The organism is Kosakonia pseudosacchari (assembly GCF_900184035.1).
Classification (GTDB): domain Bacteria; phylum Pseudomonadota; class Gammaproteobacteria; order Enterobacterales; family Enterobacteriaceae; genus Kosakonia; species Kosakonia pseudosacchari.
The window spans coordinates 262,668-281,017 of record NZ_FXWP01000025.1 but is presented as its reverse complement, the minus strand read 5'-3'; the positions used below and the strand labels follow the sequence as shown (position 1 = coordinate 281,017).

At 54.8% G+C, this 18,350-nt stretch carries 11 protein-coding genes and 1 pseudogene; 2 read left to right on the top strand and 10 right to left on the bottom strand.

The window, feature by feature from the left end; genetic code table 11:
* Positions 1-6: 6 nt before the first annotated feature.
* The 5 genes and pseudogenes from BN2591_RS24635 to BN2591_RS19880 form a co-directional block, all read right to left on the bottom strand.
* The gene (locus BN2591_RS24635; protein ID WP_208616152.1) at positions 7-5,190 is read right to left on the bottom strand and encodes a hypothetical protein; all 5,184 of its coding nucleotides are present in this window, start codon (positions 5,188-5,190) and stop codon (positions 7-9) included.
* Positions 5,191-5,453: 263 nt separating this feature from the next.
* The gene (locus BN2591_RS19895; RefSeq protein WP_086873553.1) at positions 5,454-5,795 is read right to left on the bottom strand and encodes a tryptophan synthase subunit beta; all 342 of its coding nucleotides are present in this window, start codon (positions 5,793-5,795) and stop codon (positions 5,454-5,456) included.
* A 38-nt stretch (positions 5,796-5,833) separates the two neighbouring features.
* Positions 5,834-7,777: a bifunctional diguanylate cyclase/phosphodiesterase gene (locus BN2591_RS19890; RefSeq protein WP_086873552.1), complete on the bottom strand. Its 1,944-nt coding sequence runs from the start codon at positions 7,775-7,777 to the stop codon at positions 5,834-5,836.
* 9 nt (positions 7,778-7,786) lie between these two features.
* Positions 7,787-8,488, bottom strand: a complete 702-nt coding sequence (gene lapG, locus BN2591_RS19885) for a cysteine protease LapG (protein ID WP_086873551.1) — start codon at positions 8,486-8,488, stop codon at positions 7,787-7,789.
* A 61-nt stretch (positions 8,489-8,549) separates the two neighbouring features.
* A pseudogene (locus BN2591_RS19880) lies at positions 8,550-10,178 on the bottom strand (Mur ligase); the annotation flags it as partial.
* Positions 10,179-10,290: 112 nt separating this feature from the next.
* Here BN2591_RS19880 and BN2591_RS19875 point away from each other — a divergent pair.
* A complete protein-coding gene (locus BN2591_RS19875) occupies positions 10,291-11,172 on the top strand; it encodes an alpha/beta hydrolase family protein (protein WP_244173040.1) in 882 nt (293 codons plus the stop codon).
* Positions 11,147-14,482 carry a CapA family protein gene (locus BN2591_RS19870; RefSeq protein ID WP_086873549.1) on the top strand — a complete coding sequence of 1,112 codons (3,336 nt, stop codon included), beginning with the start codon at positions 11,147-11,149 and terminating at the stop codon, positions 14,480-14,482. Before BN2591_RS19875 ends, BN2591_RS19870 begins: the two co-directional genes overlap by 26 nt.
* Positions 14,483-14,759: 277 nt before the next feature.
* Here BN2591_RS19870 and BN2591_RS19865 read toward each other — a convergent pair whose 3' ends face one another.
* The 5 genes from BN2591_RS19865 to BN2591_RS19845 form a co-directional block, all read right to left on the bottom strand.
* Complete coding sequence (locus BN2591_RS19865) at positions 14,760-15,032, bottom strand: GNAT family N-acetyltransferase (RefSeq protein WP_086873548.1); 273 nt, start codon at positions 15,030-15,032, stop codon at positions 14,760-14,762.
* A gap of 11 nt (positions 15,033-15,043) precedes the next feature.
* The gene (yjdI, locus tag BN2591_RS19860) at positions 15,044-15,274 is read right to left on the bottom strand and encodes a 4Fe-4S mono-cluster protein YjdI (RefSeq protein ID WP_017457634.1); all 231 of its coding nucleotides are present in this window, start codon (positions 15,272-15,274) and stop codon (positions 15,044-15,046) included.
* Between the two features lie 76 nt (positions 15,275-15,350).
* On the bottom strand, positions 15,351-15,845 hold the full coding sequence (locus tag BN2591_RS19855) for a P-loop nucleotide/nucleoside kinase family protein (RefSeq protein WP_086873547.1): 495 nt from the start codon (positions 15,843-15,845) through the stop codon (positions 15,351-15,353).
* A gap of 192 nt (positions 15,846-16,037) precedes the next feature.
* On the bottom strand, positions 16,038-17,255 hold the full coding sequence (gene fliB, locus BN2591_RS19850; protein ID WP_086873546.1) for a flagellin lysine-N-methylase: 1,218 nt from the start codon (positions 17,253-17,255) through the stop codon (positions 16,038-16,040).
* 108 nt (positions 17,256-17,363) lie between these two features.
* Entirely contained in the window at positions 17,364-18,161 is a 798-nt protein-coding gene (locus BN2591_RS19845; protein ID WP_086873545.1) for a hypothetical protein, read from the bottom strand.
* Between the last annotated feature and the right edge of the window lie 189 nt (positions 18,162-18,350).

Here is an 18,350-nt window from a genome sequence, read left to right as displayed (position 1 = left end):
GCTCGGTTAACCGCCTGAGTCGGCATCGGGTTTGGCAATTAAGTGATCCATATCGTCGTGCCCACCTTCGCCGCCGCCGTGATCGTCTCCGCCATCCGGGGGTTCCACCGGCGCAGGGTGATCGTTATCCGCGTCATGATCGGCGTGCCCGGCATCCGGTGTATGGCCTTTGATAAGGCTGCTGAGATCCTGATGCGCATCGTCATCCTGAATGATGTCGCTGAAATTGACCGGTTCGTCATGGCTCAGGCTGAGCGCGGAGGCATCGCTATCCGTATGCTCCGTGTCCTGGTGGTCTCCGTCGTGGCGATCGCTATCCTGATGCTCCCAACCATAATGATTTCCCTCATGATGCTCCCCGGCATGCGGGTCTGCGCCATGCGATGCGGAGCCGTGATGCGAAGCGTTACCGCTGTTTTCCGCCGATTCGCTGTCGTTCTCGTCACCCAACAAATTGTTCAGCGAGGCATCATTCTCAACAACCGTCTGTCCCTGCGCCTCCGCGCTGCCCGGATCGAGATTGCCGAGCTGGAGGCTGTCGTCCTCCACCAGCAACAGGGAATTGGCGCTCTCTTCGCCGGACGCATCAGAGGTGTGATCATCGGAGATATCCGCAGCGTGCTGCGTGCTGTCTGCGGTGTGATCGGCACTTTGCGTATCTGCGTGGGCGGAGTCATCCGTGGTCAGACTGGTCGCTTCGGTATGCGACGTATCGTCCGGGCTGTCGGCCGTATGCTCCCCGGCGCTGGACGTTTCCGAACCGCTCACCAACTGACCGCCCTCTTCGCCGTTCAAGGTAAAGTCCGTATCGTGGAGTTCGTCAGCGGTGGAGTTCACTTCAATAGAGACATCGCCAATTGCCGTTTGCCCCTCCGGCAACGTCACCGAAATCTGCCCGTCATAATGGGAGGTGTTGTCATCAAATGTGAGCGTGTAAGTGCCGTGTTCAGCGTCATAACTCACGCTGAGGTGGTCGCCGCTGAACTCCGCCCCTTCGGGCAGGCCGCTTAGCGTTAATGAAGTCAGATGATCGCTGCTGTCGGAGCTTTCGAGGTTAACATCCAGATTCAGCGTTACCGTTGTGGTCACATGGGTATCGCCGCCCAGCGTTGACGACGGGCCATCGCCAAAGATAACGCCCTCAATGCCGTTGGCATTCCCGAAGGGGTGCGAACCGTTTTCCGTGTTGGTGACCTGCAAATTATCGATGGAGTTATTCTGGTGGTTCGCCGGGTGATCGACGCCCGAAACGGAGTAGTTCGCGCTGTCGCCGGTGACAAAAATATAATCTTTGCCGGTCTCGCCTTCTGGCACGCCCTGATTGCCGGTGATGCCATTCACCGGTCTGAAATCATAGTGATCGTTGGACCAATCCCCTTGCTGGTAATACCCGCCGGTATGATCGCCGACCACAAAGATATCTGTGCTGCCCGCAGAACTGCCGCTGGCGTTGGCGTTGCCGTTACTGTCGTAATAGTGGATCTGATTGGGGTTACTGCATTCAGGCACATGATCGCCCTGGATCGCACCGTCCGGGCTGTCTGGCGTAAGCCAGATCTGGACGTTATCGCCAATAGCGACAATGACGCCGTTCTGGATGTCATAACCGTTAGGATCGTCGCTGCCGCCATTGATGTGAAGGATATTGTCATCCGACGTCTCCGGCGTACTGGCTCCCGGCGTTAAGGTCACCGTCAAATGCACATCAGAACTTTTACCGCTGCCGGCATCCGCATCTGAATCGGCATCGGCGTCTGATTCGTGAATATCGAGGTCCGAATCGGTGTCGGAATCTGCATCGGTGTCTGTATCCGAATCGGCATCTGCGTCTGAGTCAGCATCTGAATCCGCGTCGGCATCAGAGTCGGTATCAGAATCAGCATCGGCATCCGAATCTGCATCAGCGTCCGCATCCGCGTCAGTGTCGGAATCGGCATCTGCGTCGGCGTCTGCGTCAGAGTCTGAATCTGCATCGGCGTCTGCGTCGGTGTCCGAATCCGAATCAGCATCCGAATCGGTGTCCGAATCTGCATCTGCATCAGAATCGGTATCTGAATCAGCATCTGCATCCGCATCTGCATCCGCATCGGTATCTGCGTCTGCGTCGGTGTCCGCATCCGTATCCGCGTCAGTGTCGGAATCGGCATCTGCATCGGTATCAGCATCGGTATCTGCGTCTGCGTCGGCGTCAGTGTCTGCGTCCGAATCAGAGTCTGAATCCGCGTCGGCATCAGAGTCGGTATCAGCATCGGTATCTGCGTCTGCATCAGTGTCAGAATCGGCATCAGCGTCCGCATCCGCGTCAGTGTCGGAATCTGCGTCGGCATCGGTATCTGAATCCGCGTCGGCATCCGAATCTGCATCGGCATCAGCATCCGCGTCAGTGTCGGAATCTGCGTCAGCATCCGAATCGGTGTCCGAATCCGCATCCGAATCGGAGTCTGCGTCTGTATCAGAGTCGGTATCAGAATCAGCATCGGCGTCTGTATCTGCGTCTGCATCAGCATCCGAATCCGCGTCTGCATCAGTGTCAGAATCGGCATCAGCGTCCGCATCCGCGTCAGTGTCGGAATCTGCGTCTGTGTCCGAATCTGCGTCGGCATCGGTATCTGAATCTGCGTCGGCATCGGTATCTGAATCCGCGTCGGCATCCGAATCTGCATCAGCGTCGGCATCCGAATCCGAGTCAGTGTCGGAATCTGAATCGGCATCTGCATCAGTGTCGGAATCGGCATCCGAATCCGCGTCTGAATCAGCATCCGAATCGGTGTCCGAATCGGTGTCCGAGTCTGCATCGGCGTCGGCATCGGCATCCGCATCAGTGTCAGAATCGGCATCTGTATCCGCGTCGGCATCAGAGTCGGTATCAGAATCAGCGTCGGCATCGGCATCAGAATCCGCATCAGCGTCGGAATCGGCATCTACATCAGCGTCTGCGTCGGTGTCCGCATCCGCATCTGAGTCAGTGTCCGAATCGGTGTCCGAATCGGCATCAGCGTCCGCATCCGCGTCAGTGTCGGAATCTGCATCTGCGTCGGCGTCAGCGTCTGAATCAGCATCCGAATCGGTGTCCGAATCTGCATCGGCATCAGCATCCGAGTCAGAGTCAGAGTCTGAATCTGCATCAGCGTCCGCATCCGCGTCAGTGTCTGCGTCCGAGTCAGAGTCAGAGTCAGAGTCTGAATCCGCGTCGGCATCAGCGTCGGCATCGGCATCAGCATCAGTGTCTGAATCGGCATCTGAATCCGCATCAGCGTCTGAATCTGCATCTGCGTCAGTGTCTGCGTCGGCGTCAGTGTCTGAATCCGCGTCGGCATCAGAGTCGGTATCAGAATCAGAATCAGCATCGGCATCCGAATCTGCATCAGCGTCCGCATCCGCGTCAGTGTCGGAATCTGCGTCTGTGTCCGAATCTGCGTCAGCATCCGAATCCGCGTCAGTGTCGGAATCCGCATCTGCGTCAGCATCGGTGTCGGTGTCGGAATCTGCATCCGCGTCTGCATCAGAGTCGGTATCAGAATCAGCATCGGCGTCCGCATCCGCATCCGCGTCAGTGTCGGAATCGGCATCTGCGTCGGCGTCAGTGTCGGAATCTGCGTCAGCATCCGAATCGGTGTCCGAGTCTGCATCGGCATCAGCATCCGAGTCAGTGTCTGAATCAGCATCGGCGTCTGCATCAGCGTCCGCGTCAGTGTCGGAATCTGCGTCTGAGTCAGCGTCGGCATCGGCATCAGTGTCTGAATCGGCATCTGAATCCGCATCAGCGTCGGCGTCAGTGTCTGCGTCCGAGTCAGAGTCTGAATCCGCGTCGGCATCTGCATCTGAATCTGCGTCTGAATCTGCATCTGCGTCGGCGTCAGTGTCTGTGTCGGCGTCAGTGTCTGAATCCGCGTCGGTATCAGAGTCGGTATCAGAATCAGCATCGGCATCCGAATCCGCGTCAGTGTCGGAATCCGCATCTGCATCAGCGTCCGCATCCGCATCCGCATCCGCATCCGCATCAGTGTCGGAATCGGCATCTGTATCCGCGTCTGAATCAGCATCCGAATCTGCATCGGCGTCGGAATCGGCATCTGCGTCGGAGTCAGTGTCGGAATCTGCGTCAGCATCCGAATCGGTGTCCGAATCCGCATCCGAATCGGAGTCTGCGTCTGCGTCTGCATCAGAGTCGGTATCTGAATCGGCATCGGCATCTGCATCAGCGTCTGCATCGGCGTCGGCATCAGCATCCGAGTCAGAGTCTGAATCTGAATCTGAATCTGAATCTGAATCTGAATCTGAATCTGCATCGGTATCTGCGTCTGCGTCGGTATCCGAATCTGCATCTGCATCAGTGTCAGAATCGGCATCAGCGTCCGCATCCGCGTCAGTGTCGGAATCGGCATCTGCATCCGAATCAGTGTCGGAATCCGCATCTGCGTCTGCGTCTGCGTCGGTGTCCGAATCCGCATCTGCATCCGCATCGGTATCTGCGTCTGCGTCGGTGTCCGCATCCGCGTCAGTGTCGGAATCGGCATCTGCGTCGGTGTCCGAATCTGCATCGGCATCAGCATCCGAGTCAGAGTCAGAGTCAGAGTCTGAATCCGCGTCTGAGTCAGCATCTGAATCTGAATCTGCATCTGCATCCGAGTCAGAATCCGCATCGGCGTCGGAATCAGCATCAGCATCAGAATCCAACCCAGTCGGTGCGTTGTTTTCAGCGGGGGTCAGGAAAGAGGGCTCCTCACGTCGGTCATCGTCCAGGGGGTCAAGCCCGGTTGTGGGGTAACCCGCGGTGGGATCGAGGATCTCGGCGGTCAGATCAACGGTAACATTCGTGTGACCGCCGCCGCTGTCGGGGTCGCCGGGTTGGCCAGCTGTGGGTTGCTGGGGGCCCGCCGCCGGAGCTTCAAGGGTTTGCGTCGGGTCTTGCCCTGCGGCAATGGCCTGCTGTGCGGCTTCAACGTCGCTTTGCTGTGCTTCCGTCCCGGTAGTTAACGAGTAACCGGTGCTATCCCAGTGGCTGTCGCGGCCCAGATCGAGGGTTTGTCCATCAGGCAATAAAATAGAGATAGCGCCTGCAGCACCGGTGTCGATCTGATCGCCATCCTGGATGGTATCGCCTTCCACTAAAAGATGCCTGCTCCCGTCAGGAGAGGTTGCGAAGACTTGTCCTATTACCGCTTTAATTACCCCGGCAACGCCACTCATAATGTTTGCCTCTGAGAAATCGCCACCCACCCTGCCGACGGGAAGTGGCATAAAACAGCAAAAAAGAATATTTTCAATGCACTAGCAATAACGGATTAATTCATCACACAGTGGTTCGCAGAATTATAAGAACGCGCAGTGAGAAACTTCGAGGATTCGCTAAAATAAACAGTAATATATATACGGTGGGCAATATTAAATATCAGAACATTCACAATACTAAGGTTATATTTTTTATCACATTTAATTTTTTCCGCATAAAATTAAAAAATACCCTCATCTTCGTCATCAATTAAACGTTCCAGCCCGCTTAACGTCAAACGCGCCTGTGTGCGGTTTATCAGCTTGCTTTGCGCCGCCTGCGGCAGGTCGGTAATACTGATCACGCCTTTACTCATTAACACGTCGATGAGATCTTCCAGTACGCGCACCATCTCGAGATCGCTCTGCTGAAGCTGCCGGAGCGTGGCTTCGCGCATCGCCTGGACCCGCAACCACTCGGTGATCTCGTCGGTATCTTCCGCGTATTGCTCAACCATACCGGCAAAAGGCGTAGACTCAACCCGCGTAATTCGCCCTTCAGCGTCACGTTCAATGTAGTGCATAATTATCCCCCCTTTGCTATACAGGATCGCCTTAATTATTAATTCACTAAGGATGAAGGATCGCCAAAATAACGACCCATTGCGCCATAAATTCCTATTTTATTGAGTATTGCTAATTCTTCTGAGGTTTCCACTTGTTCTGCAATCAGTGGCAAATTAATTTGTCTGGCCGCCCAATACATTGCCTCAATAAAAAAGCGCTTATCTTCTTCTTTATCAATATGGTGAATATAGCTGCCATCTATTTTTATCCACGCCAGGCCCCACTGTGGCAAATTACCAATCAGATGAAAACGCCCGCCGAAATGTTGAATACCTAACCGACACCCTACCGCGTTAAGTTTATTGACCACGACGCTGACGCGTTCCGGATCCGGCAGTTCATTTTCATCGAGCTCCAGCGTCAATTGCTTTGCCTGCTGTGGCGCATTTTTTAAAAGCTGAAGTAAAACCGCCAGGTTCTCATCGCTGGCGATACTCTCGCCACTAATACTGAGCGCCAGCGCCAGAGGCGAAGTGCTCATAAACCGAAGCGTCTGTTTGAGCATTACCGCGTCCATACGCGCGCTTAACGAGAAACGCAGAAACCAGGGCATAAAGCGCCCGGCCGGGATCATCTCTCCCTCTTCGGTTTTGATACGCGCCAGAATTTTGTGATGCAATACCTGGCGTGTGCTGTCACAAGTCACTACCGGCTGCCCAAACAGGACAAAATTTTCCGCCTGCAGCACGTTTTCCAGCCGGGTAAGCCAACGGTGGTGATCGTCATGGCTACCCGCCGCCGGATTTACGCCGGGCTGTAGCACATAATGCGCATTCGTTTCCGCCGCCGTGAGCGCCTGATCGGCCTGCGCCATAATATTTTGCAAAGTGTCACCCGGCTGGAAAGTCAGGCTGGCAAAATAGGCCAGTGGCGACCGATCGCTCATGCCGGTTTTGTAAAGTGCACTCACACGCGCCGTTAATGCGTTCATGAACACCTGGTGTTCCTGCGGCAACATGTCCGCCGTCACGATGGCGAATTCGCCGCCACGAATACGCGCAATAAATCCATCCTGATGCAGGTAAATTTGCTTAGTTTCGCGCAAAATCGTCGCCATCTCCCGCAACAACGCATCGGTCTTTTCGCCGCCCATGCGCAGGTTAAGCCCGGCTAAATCGCGCACACGCAGCAGAATCACATAGCCGAAAGCCATCTCGTCATCGCGCAAAATAGACTGTAAATGGATATCGAACGCGCGGCGGTTGTTTAATCCTGTCAGGCTGTCGTGGTAAGCGGCTTCTCGCAGCGCATCCGTGCGCTGTGCCTGTTCGCTAAACAGCATTTGCAGTTGCGAAACCATCATATTGCTGGCTTCCACCACGCGCCTGAGCTCCGGCGTTTTTGGCACATTGGGAACGTGTCGGAACTCGCGGCGGGTGATAGACGCCGCCTGCACGGCAATATGATCTAACGGCCGAAGGCTCCGGCGCAGCAGCAGCATGGCGCAGATAAGACACAGCAAGCTACAACCGGTGAGCCACAGGAAACTGGCGATCATGCTCCGCCACAGGCGCGTCAGCGCAAACATTGGGTGGCTCACCACTTCAACGCGCGCCGCCTGGATCCAGCCGCGCATAATGATCGCTTCCCCGGTCCCGGGCTTCAGATGCACCAGGCGTTCAAACCACTGCGGAACATTGCCGCTCTGCGGGTCGCTTTGCCGTTCGATTAATGGCTTGCCGCTGTTCATATCCACGACGCGGATACTGTAGAAATATCCGCTGTCGAAAATGGCGTTCACCATCAATTCGACCATCGCCGGGTCGTCAATATTTCCGGTTAACGAAACGCCCAACGCCGTGGCGGCATCCTGCGAGTGCGCGCTCAATTGGGCGCTGTACTGTTCACGCGAACTGTCCAGCGTAATAAAAAAATTGCCGCAAAAAAGCACGAGCGTGAACAGACAGATGCCGAACAGTAACTGTTTATACAGAGACATGGCTGCGTCCTATTCGTTAATAACAAACCCTTCCGCACGCATGCGGGTGAGAAGATCCTGCCAGCGGGAAAGCCGCTTGCTGTCGCCAACACGTTTATTGCCGCCCGCCTGCGGTAGCCACAATCCTTCGCCGTTAAAGGCGTACACCGGCAGCAGATCGGCGCGCTGTGTCGCGGGTAAAATCACGTTTTTTAGATTATCGAGCACCAGCGGGATCGCTTCCGGCGTGGCATACCATGTCACGACCATATGCGCCTGATTTAACTGCAACGCTTTAACATAGGTAATGCGTAACTGGCTTGCCGGGATGCCTATTTCGCGCAGCGTGAAATATTTCGCCAGCGCGAAATCCTCACAATCGCCCGCGCCTTTGCGCAGAAACTCTATCGGCGTAGCCCAGTAATCTTTCTCTCCCCAGACCCGCGAGTCGTCGCGAAACGCCATGCGCTGATTAAAAAACTGATTCACACGCTCCAGCTTTTGCAAGGTGGTTCCCTGCGGCGGGTTATTCACTAACGCGACCCATTGATCGATTCTTTGCTGCGCAGCGGGGGTTGATGCGCCGTACAGTTGCCGGGTTCTGGAACCGATGGCGTTAAAATCCCACCCGGCGCCAGATCCGGGAACAATAACCAGCAACACCAGTAGCCAGCACGAAAACCACCGCTGTCGACAGAAGCCTGTGAGTGTTGCGCCAGAACGCCTGTTCATGTGTTACGGTTCCGGGAGTAGTGTGCTAACGAGTATAGTTCGGCCTCTGTTGCAGCCACGCTTTACGATAAGCGATATAGCCGGAAAGATAGTGTTCAACGTCATCGATCCGGACACGATAACTGTGATGGCGAATAAAAAAGCTGCCGACGATACGCGCCGGGTTTTTAAAAAACATTGCCAGTTCCGGCCAGAAAAAACCGTTGGTCAGATAACGGGCGCGGGTTTCCAGTGCCAGGTTAAACCGCGCCAGATCAAAACTGTCGAGCAAATCACGGTGTTCAGATCCGGCAAGCCTTTCGATCATTTGTGCGGCCCCCATCATCAACTCCAGCAGCGTCGGGTAGGTGGTTACCCGGTTAAGTACAAAATCAAGGTGGCCGCGCACATTGTCGAGGCCAAACTGGTAATAACGCCTGCGTGGTTGATAGCGCGTCAGCTCATTAACACAGTAACCTAACCAGTGGTCATGCGCCTGCCAGTGTTGCCGGGCGATAAAGTTCTCCAGCGCACGTTCAACACACGTAAGCCAACGCGGCTCCTGGGTGATGCTGTACAAACGCATCAACGCAAACGCCGCTTCGCCGTCATAGTAAATAATACGCTGCTCCGCTTTCACCGAGAGATCGGCGGCATGCAGGACGTGTACAAACCCGCCGCTTTGCGCGTTCTGCATCGAGGCAATGCCATTTGCCAGCCGGTTCATTTGCGCAATGTCGCGATCGCTGCCCGTCAGCTCATGGTATTTTGCCATCGCCAGGATACACACCGCGTTACCGCCGAGTTTGATTTCATCGCCGGTATCGACCAGGAAATCCGCCTCGCTGCCGTCCGGCAATGTGTAGCGGCGAATCAACTCGCTGCTAAGGTACGCCAGCGCGCGCTCAATAGCTTGCCACTGTTTTTCATTGCGCGTCACTTCCCACCCTTCCAGCAACGCATAGGTTGAACTGGCGTGGCGTAACGCGTTGTAAGTGGGAATCGGGCGGTCAAAACAGGGGAACCAGCCATACTCATACCGCCCGGAAGATGTGACCTGCCGCGCCAGGTAATCGGTCGCCGAGACGATCATCGGTTCCAGTTGATCCTGCCAGTGTGCAAGCTGGCGATAACCGGCATTGCGCCCGGCAGACTCGACAGGCCATGTCATCGTCCCGTCGCAAAACCAGGCGCGAGTCTTGAAACGCCAAATCGGCTGTTCCGCCGTTTGCGGCCACGCAATACGCGCGCCAAAACGTTGGCGGGAAAAGTGCGTCAGATTGGTCGCATTCGGCGTGGCGACGCCTTGTGTACCGTCATACAACAAGGCGTTAGCGGCAATCTCCTGCTCCAGCGCAGCGTAGTGAAACGCAGCATCAAAACTCAGCCCGTAACGGAAGTAATTGCGCTTGGTCACTTTAAGTTTTTCCATCAGTTCGCCAAAGCGTAGCGCTTCAACCCGATCGACAATATCAACCCGCAGCCAGCAAGCCTTTGCCGTATGTTTTTGCTGCCAGTGTTGCAGCGCCTGCTCCCCATGTTGCCAGGCGTCATCAAAACGGGCGCCGCGCCCCTGGCAGGTGTAAGCGCGCGTCTTACCATCACAGACGCTAAAAAAGATGATCCAGCCAGGCAGCGGCGCGGAAAGCGGACTACGATCCAACTGTTCGGCAGCGTGGCGTAGCTGCAAAAGCAGATGACTGAGTGACATGTTGGCTCCTTCAGACCAGCGACATCCCGGCAGACAGATTCTCTCATCAGAATAATCGCTGATTACAGAACCGCACATTCGGTCGATCAATCCTGTGACCGTGGAGCAGGCAATGTCGGTGATATTACGCATAGGTATACTCTTTTTTTCGCTGCTGGCGCTGTTTGCCCGCGCGGATGCGCCCCTGTTGTGGAATCAAAAAGCGGTGGCGGCAAATTGCCCATCGACGCCGGATCAGCAGTGGGTGGAGTACGCTAACGGCCAGGCATGTATGCGCTATTTTTCGGCCGGCGATCTGCAAAATGCGCCAGTCGTGGTGGTGGTTTTCAGCGGCGATCGTGAAACGTTTATCAAACGCGCGCCGCAAAACATTCCCGCGAATACCGCCACGGCACAGCGCAAACAGGCGCAAAAGCTTGCGCGAAAGACAACCCTGCCGGTGGTGATTGTCGCCCGCCCTGGCACCTACGGCTCCAGCGGTAATCACTATCGCCGACGGCAACCGGAAGAGTTCAACGCGCTGAATGCGACGCTGGATTCGCTACGCGCGCGCTACCACATGCAACAATTTATTCTGACCGGCCACAGCGGCGGCGCGACGGCAGCGTCGGCACTGCTTACGCTCGGTCGCCGCGATATTCGCTGCGCCATTCTTACGTCGGGCGCCTGGGATCTGCTTAATCGCGCCGAGGCGTTACGCCGGGTGCGCGGTGAAAAAAGCGATGCGAACAAAGATGTCACCGGGCTGGCGGCACCATACGATCCGCTGTATCACCTCGACGGCATCCCGGCAGACTCACAGCGTCTGATCGTCGTGATCGGCAATTTGCTCGATAGCAACACGCCTTTTGAACTGCAGGTGAAATTTGCGCGGGCATTACGCGAAAAAGGCCATCGCGTGATGTTGGTTGAATCCCCCGCTTATCCGCCTGAGTACCACAATCTGCAAGGCAATCCGGGGATCCGCTATGTCAACAGATGCGCAAAACAATAACAGGCGGCGGCGCGGCTGGCGCAGCGCCGAGCTGGAAGCGTTGTTGGGCGTCAAATGGCGTGTCGCTCCGCCGCCAGGCTGGCAGGCGGAGCACATCGCGCTCACGCTCCACGATAAACAAAACGATGATGCACCGTGTTTGTTTATCGCCATGGATGAAAAGACCTGGCACCAGGGTTCAGGAAACCGGGGCATTTATGCCGGGTGGCAGGATACTCATGCGGTGTTAACGAAACACTACCGCCTTTTTTGTGGCGCGATTGTTCAGCGATACCTTCCCGATCTCCCGCCCGATTTTCCGCAACTGGTGGTGGAAAACAGTTATCACGTCTTGCCGCTGCTCGCCGATGAAGCCCGCCGCCGGATGAATGGCAAAATCATCGCTATCACCGGTACGGTGGGAAAATCCTCGACTAAAGATCTGTTGCATATGCTGCTGGCCGCAGAAGGCACAACGGTTAGCACGCAGGGTAACCACAACACACGCACAGGCACGCTGGTCAGTCTTGCCCGCTGCATTACCGACCCGGATTATGTGGCGCTGGAAGTGGCGATTTCCGCACTCTGGATGCGCGCCGGCGGCGTGGGGCCACGCATCAAACCGCATATCGTGGTGATCACCGAAATCGGCATGACACAAGTTGGCGGTGACGTGAAAACGCCGCGCGATACCGCACGTTTTAAAGTTCGGCTGTGCGACGGCATCCTGCCGGGCGGCTACGCGATAATTAACCGCGATATGGATGAGTATGCGTTCGTCCATCAGGAGGCGCTGCGCTACGGTGCGAACGTGGTGAGCTATGGTTTTCACCCGCAGGCTGATGTGCGCATTGTCGAGTATCAGCCCGCACCTGACCACACCAACCTGAGCATTCTGCTGAACGGCGCGCCCCTCCATTGCCGGCTCAATACGCCGGGCAAAGGCATGGCGGGAAACGCTGTGGCGGCACTGATTGCACTTGATTTGCTCGGCTTTGATACGCACCAGGCTGCCCAACGGCTGGCGGATTTTCGCAATAAACCCGGTAAACTGCAGACGTCACAACTTCCGCTGCCAGCTGGGGGCAGCGCGACACTCATCGATGATAACTACAACGCGACACTGATTTCGATGCGCAATGCCATTGCGGTCGCAGCACTTTACCCGCTGGCCCCCGGTCAGCGCCGCATCGCTGTGCTTGGGCGGCTGGCAACCCTTGGCGAGATAGCCAAAGAGAGCCACATCGCGCTGGCAAAACCGTTGCTCGACGCGGGGTTTGATACTGTCTGGCTGCACGGGGAGGAGATGCAGTATCTCAAAGATGTGCTGCCCGCCGGGCGGGTTGGCGGCCACTTTTCGCAGATTGATGCCCTGGCGGATGCGGTTATGGCGACCCTGAAAGCAGGTGATATCGTGCTGGTGAAAGGCAGCGTCAGCGACTCCGATTTTCATCGTATTGTCGGGCTGATGAAAACCCTCGCTCAGCGCCGCGCCACAGCGTTAAAACAGGACCAAACCGCCACCCTGCTGATGAATCTCACAACCGGTGAACGCCAGGCGTTACGCCACGCTCAGGCCACGTTCGCGCCACGTAACCTCAGCCATTTATTACTGATAACGCTGCTGGCAAGCCAGTTGCAGGATAAAACCTTGCGGCTTGAAGAGATGGCAACGGTGAACGACGTTGCGAAAAACATAGTGCAAAATGGCGCGACGCTGGGGCTCAATACCGGGCAACAGGTCAGTGTGAAAACGCTGCTCCAGGGGTTGCTCATCCATAATGCCAGAGACGCCGCTGTCAACCTGGCGCACCTTCTGGGCACCGATGCGGTTCACTTAAATCACCTCGCCCGAACAATCGGCCTGACGCAGACGCAGCTCAACAATGTGTCGGGTCGTCTGCGCCACGGACAACACACCTCGCTGCACGATATCGCAACGCTGGTGGAGCACTTCTATCAGCGTTTTCCCCATTTGCTGCACTGGTTTGCCGAAAGTGAAATGGTGCTGGCAGGACACCGCTATCGTAAAGCCAGCAATATTCAGGCCGACGGACGGGCCAGCTACAGTTATAGCGCTGGCGGCGTACCATGCTGGGGGTTTGCGCTGCAACGCAGCAATAATCAACTCTGGCTGGCGTGCGCCGCAGGGGCGGCAGATGTTTTCCATCTCGATTATCTGTTGGATGGATTGCTGGCAAAAGCTGGGGGCGTGACGGCAGACTCAGCGCCTGAAATACCGCAGGTAAGCCTGGCGAAAACCCGCGCCACGGTGACTCTGCTGGGTGATACCTATTTTGGCGAGTGGTATACCAGGCGGCGGCAACGCAAAGGCGTGGATGATGCTTTGCAGCGTTATGGTTATGACCACAGTTTTCAACGTCTCACCCCATTGTTGGCGGGCAGCGATTTGACCATTGCCAATATGGAAGCGGCGCTGGCACCAGCCGCGGATATCACGCTTGGCGGCCGTAAACCGTTTTGCCTGACGGGCGATCCAGCGGCAACAACGGCCGCCCTGAAACGCCACGGCATTCATGCCATAACGCTGGCAAACAACCATGCCCTGGATGCCGGGGTAAGCGGGCTTGCGACTACGCTTGCGGCGTTTCGCCAACAGGGAATACTCACCTTCGGTGCCGGCATGAATGCGTCCCAGGCAGAAGCTCCGCTGTTACTGACGCTGGGCGGCAGGCGGTTTATGTTTTATAGCGCTTACTGGTTCCGCCGCTATATGGAGCAGGATTGCGCCTATTACTCCCTGCCGCGTCGCGCCGGGGTAGCGTGTATCAGCGGTGGGCTTATCGGCCAATTGCGCCGTGAAAAAGCGCGTGAAGATCCCGCCACACTTATCGTGCTGGCGCACTGGGGGCTGGATTATCAATGGACGGTGGCTCAACAACGCCGGTTGGCCGAACAGTTAGTCCACGCCGGTGCCGACCTGATTATCGGCGCGGGCGCGCATATGGCAGGTGATATGGAGCGCGTTGGCGAAAGCTGGGTCATTTACAGTCTGGGAAACGCGGTGTTTAACAGCAACGGCGAATACCAGGCGCGCAACGTTCCACCCTATAGCCTGGTAGCAAGCCTGCAATTAGGCGGCAAGCAGCCAACGCTGACGCTGCAACCGATATTTTCCGATAACCAGCAAACCTTCTGGCAACCCAGAGCGGTTAATGCACTTGAATTCAGCGAATTCGTGGCTTTTTTACGCGAGCAAGGCGTCGTTCTGGCAGAGCAACCATCAAAAGTGAATGCGTGGATAAAGCGCACAGACAACGCGCCGCAGGCCATTGTCGTTCCCCTGGATAAACGCTTTGGCGACACCTGAGTTTCGCGCTCTGGTTTACGCGGGTGAGTGAAAACGGGTTTGCACAAACGCCTGTACGGTCAGGAAACTGACAGCACCACCGCTGTGTAAAAGGGGCATTTTCGCTTATGCCACCAGGTGCAGGGCGCGCCCATGACTAGCATGACCGCCATCTTCAGCGTCATGATGCACATTCTCTTGATATTCTATGACGACGCTTTTTGATTGCCCTGGTAATGCGCAGGAAGTGATGGCGCAATGATGCAATTAAAAATACCGGCACTGCCGGTATTTATATTTACGCCCGGATATCGTCATATTCGCGTGTAGTGTCAAATTCGTGTTTGGCAAAGGGGCACAACGGGATGATTTTACGGTTTTCCGCACGCATCTTTTCCACCACCCGTGCGACCAGTTGCTTACCTACGCCTTGTCCTTTAAGGCTTGGGTCAACGTCCGTATGTTCAATAATGCTTAAATGCTCCCCGGTGGGAACGAAGACGATTTCGGCAACCTGCGTTCCCTGGGCGTCGTTAACATAAAACTTGTTGTGGCCTTCCAGAATTTCCATGGTTTTCTCACTCAGTTGTGGCGGTACTTCAGCGCACCGCTCGGGCAGGTATCAATGACTTTCACTACCGTTGCGACATCCACTTCGTCGGGAATGATCCACGGTTTGCGTTTCAGGTTAAAAAGCTTCGCGCTGCCGCGTACGCAGTTTCCCGCGTGCTGACAGACCGCTGTATTGAAATAAACATCAATCTTTTCACCTGTATAGACGCGGTACCCCGCGTCCAGCAGTTCTTTATCCATGACATTGCCTCTGTTCTTTTTTGTGCTGGAAAAGTAAGCATAGCCGCTCTACTTTTACGCACCCTCCGGCGTTTTATCAATAACGAACGATATGGAATCCTTCTTGTTCAGTCGGTTCGACAAAGTAACGGGTAATAAGCGCAAACTGCTCGTCGGTAGCAGCAAAATCATGATCGCCGGCGGCATTTCGCTGGCGTAAACGGGCTTTGCAAATCTCATCGCTCACCGGCAGATAGTGCAACAAATGCGGCGCGCCGGATTCGTTAACGATCGACATCATCCACTGGCGGCTGGCCAGCGTGTTGGCAGGAAAATCGAGAACTACATTGACGCCTGCACGCAGCAGCGCGATGGCGTGCGGTTTGATGGCGGCTTTTAATTTAGCCGAGTAGAAAACGTAGTCTTCAACGGTGGTCATCGCGTCCTTAAATAGCAGCGCCAGCCAGCTATCTTCGCTCAGTACCACAGTGCACGGCGTCTTTGCCAGCTCACTGGCAAGCGTCGATTTACCCGATGCGATTTTGCCGCACAGAAGATGGAGTGTTGCAGGAGAAGCGGAACCAACATTCATACAATGACCTCGCAGGTTGCTGCCAGCAAGGCCCCGCCGTGCTGGCGGGAAGAAAGGCGAACGTTATCCCACCGATCGATTGACGGTGCGAATAATGCTCGCAATAAATAAAGGGGATGAATATTTAACAGGCATGCTGGCAACGTAGCAGCAAACCTGCTCCGTTGCCAGCGGTTTTGTCTTTGCGCGTTGTTAGCCGATCAGCAGCAGACAAGAGAGATCGTCGCCGCCGTTGATCGCATCGATCGCGGTATCCATGCGTTGGTTGAGGGTGCTGTTATGCATGGTTTTTTCAGAAAAACTGGCGATCGTTTTCATCACCAGCGGCTGGTCTATCTCAACATGCAGCGACTGTACGCTGAGGAACGTTTTGAGATAAAAATAGTCCATAACAATGCGATAAAACTGGCGCAAGATGGTCGCCGTATTCGTGCCGGGAAAATCGCTCTCATAGAGCTTATACAGCAAGTAGTTTCGCAGCACATGCGGTTCACTCAGACAGGAATTCTTGCACAACTGTTCCCACTGCTGATCAAGAGCAGAAAATTTTTCACTCAGCGCAGGCGCTTTCGTCTCTGGTGTAATGGCCAGATAGTCAGCGATTTGCAGGTGCCCTTGTGAAATCAGCGGATCGCGCGAAGCATATTTCGCCACGAGTTTGCCCATCACGGTTAACGCATCGACCTTCATGCTGGCCGCACGAGCGCTATTTTGCGCACGAAGCAGCGTTCGACCATTCTGTAATTCATCGATCAGCCCTGCATAAAAGTTTTCCACTTCAGCCAGGTTATTCTGCAGATCAAAATTGAGCATTTGCAGATAGAGAATAAATTGCGCCAGCGCCATTAAATTCTCTTCAATATTGTTGCTCTGCGCCTGAACCAGATTCCACGCGAAAAGATGCACCAGATGGCTCACCTGGTCACGCGGCTTTTGCTGCTCCAGTAATTTTACTTTTGAGCGGGCAACCAGCGTGGTCTTCTCTTGCAGCAGCATGCTTTGCGGGTCGAAAAGCACCTGACGCACTACTTCCGGGCAGGAGAGCGTCATGCTGAAACGCACTTCATCGGCGTATTTGCGTGAACCACGCGGGTAGGTTGAGCAGGTACGGGATAAGGCTTTTTCACCTAAATCACGATGCACCATGCAAAGCCGGTTTTCATCAACAAACGGGCACTGCTTATCCTCATTTAATTTAATGACCGAATATTCATTTTTGCCGTTATGAACCGGGATTAAATTCTCTTTCGCAATGGCCGCAATAACAGGATTGGATGAGGACAGATAGCGTTGATGCGTTTTCTTATCAATATTTATTTTCCAGCTACGGCAGCAGGAAATTAAACAATCCGGGCCAACGCATTTGAATTTATCAAAGAAAACAGGAGTCACTGTTTTATGGTGTCGCATAATACATTCTTTATAAATGAAAAGCAGAAAGTTACACGACAAAAGTGAATATCTATAGTTGCATAAGCGCGCACTACATTCAGCATTTCACGACATGGATCCGCGCGCTTAAAATCCCGGGGTTAACTCCATCTGCGAAATCACATTTCCACTGTCGTTAAGATTCTGCTCAACAGCGGCAATATCGTTGCGCTCATTGCCAGACGCTTTCTCCTCTTCCCGCATTTTGCTTTTCAGCAGCGACAGCAGCGACTTGAGCTCCCGGAGCGCTTCTTTCAGCGAACGCGCATCTTCCTGACGTTGGCTGGATTTTTGTAACGTATTGATAACGCTATCGATAGTAGATTGTACGCCCGCGATCTCGGCTGACTTTTCTTTTTCGGTCGGATTTTCTTCGTCGCTGACGTCAGCGTCAGGGGTGGCCTGCGCCTGCGCTTTTGCGGCAGACTCATCACTTTCCCCGGCGGCAGCCTGTGCTGCGCTGGAAGCGGTAGCATCGGCACTGTTTCCTGCGCCGGTGTTATCGCTCTGTCCAAGTTGGGAAGCGAGTTGCCCAAGCTGAGAGGAGAGCTGTTTGAGCTGTTTCATAATGTAGCCCCCGGATCCGCCAAATAACATGGCCAACGCTTTCAGGCGGGCGATTTCCCGTTTTAATGCCTCAAGTTTCGCGCGCGCATTCGCTTTGCTGCTCTGGGCATTTTCCTGCGTAAAGCGATTAAGCGTGTTAAGGTTTTCCTGCAAATTATCGTAATACTCTTTCGCCTGGGGGCTGAGCGTCACGATGCTGGCAGGCGTGGGATTGATGGTTTCATGGGGGCGGGGAGCCTCCTGAGTACGAGCCGTTCCGCCTTTGGCGGAAGAGGATGCGTAAAGGTCGAGAGAGCCAGTAAACGTGGGGCGAAGCATGCGCAATACTCCTGAAGTCCATTGCTCATATTAACGGCAGCAGGAAATAAAACTTTATGCGTAAAAATGTGATGACAGGGATTCATGATCTTACAGAGAACCTAACGCAACGCCTGAAATGCCTCTTATGATGGTATTTAAAAATCGGAATTTGACGTAAGCATTATCTCTATAAAATTGAGAGTAAGT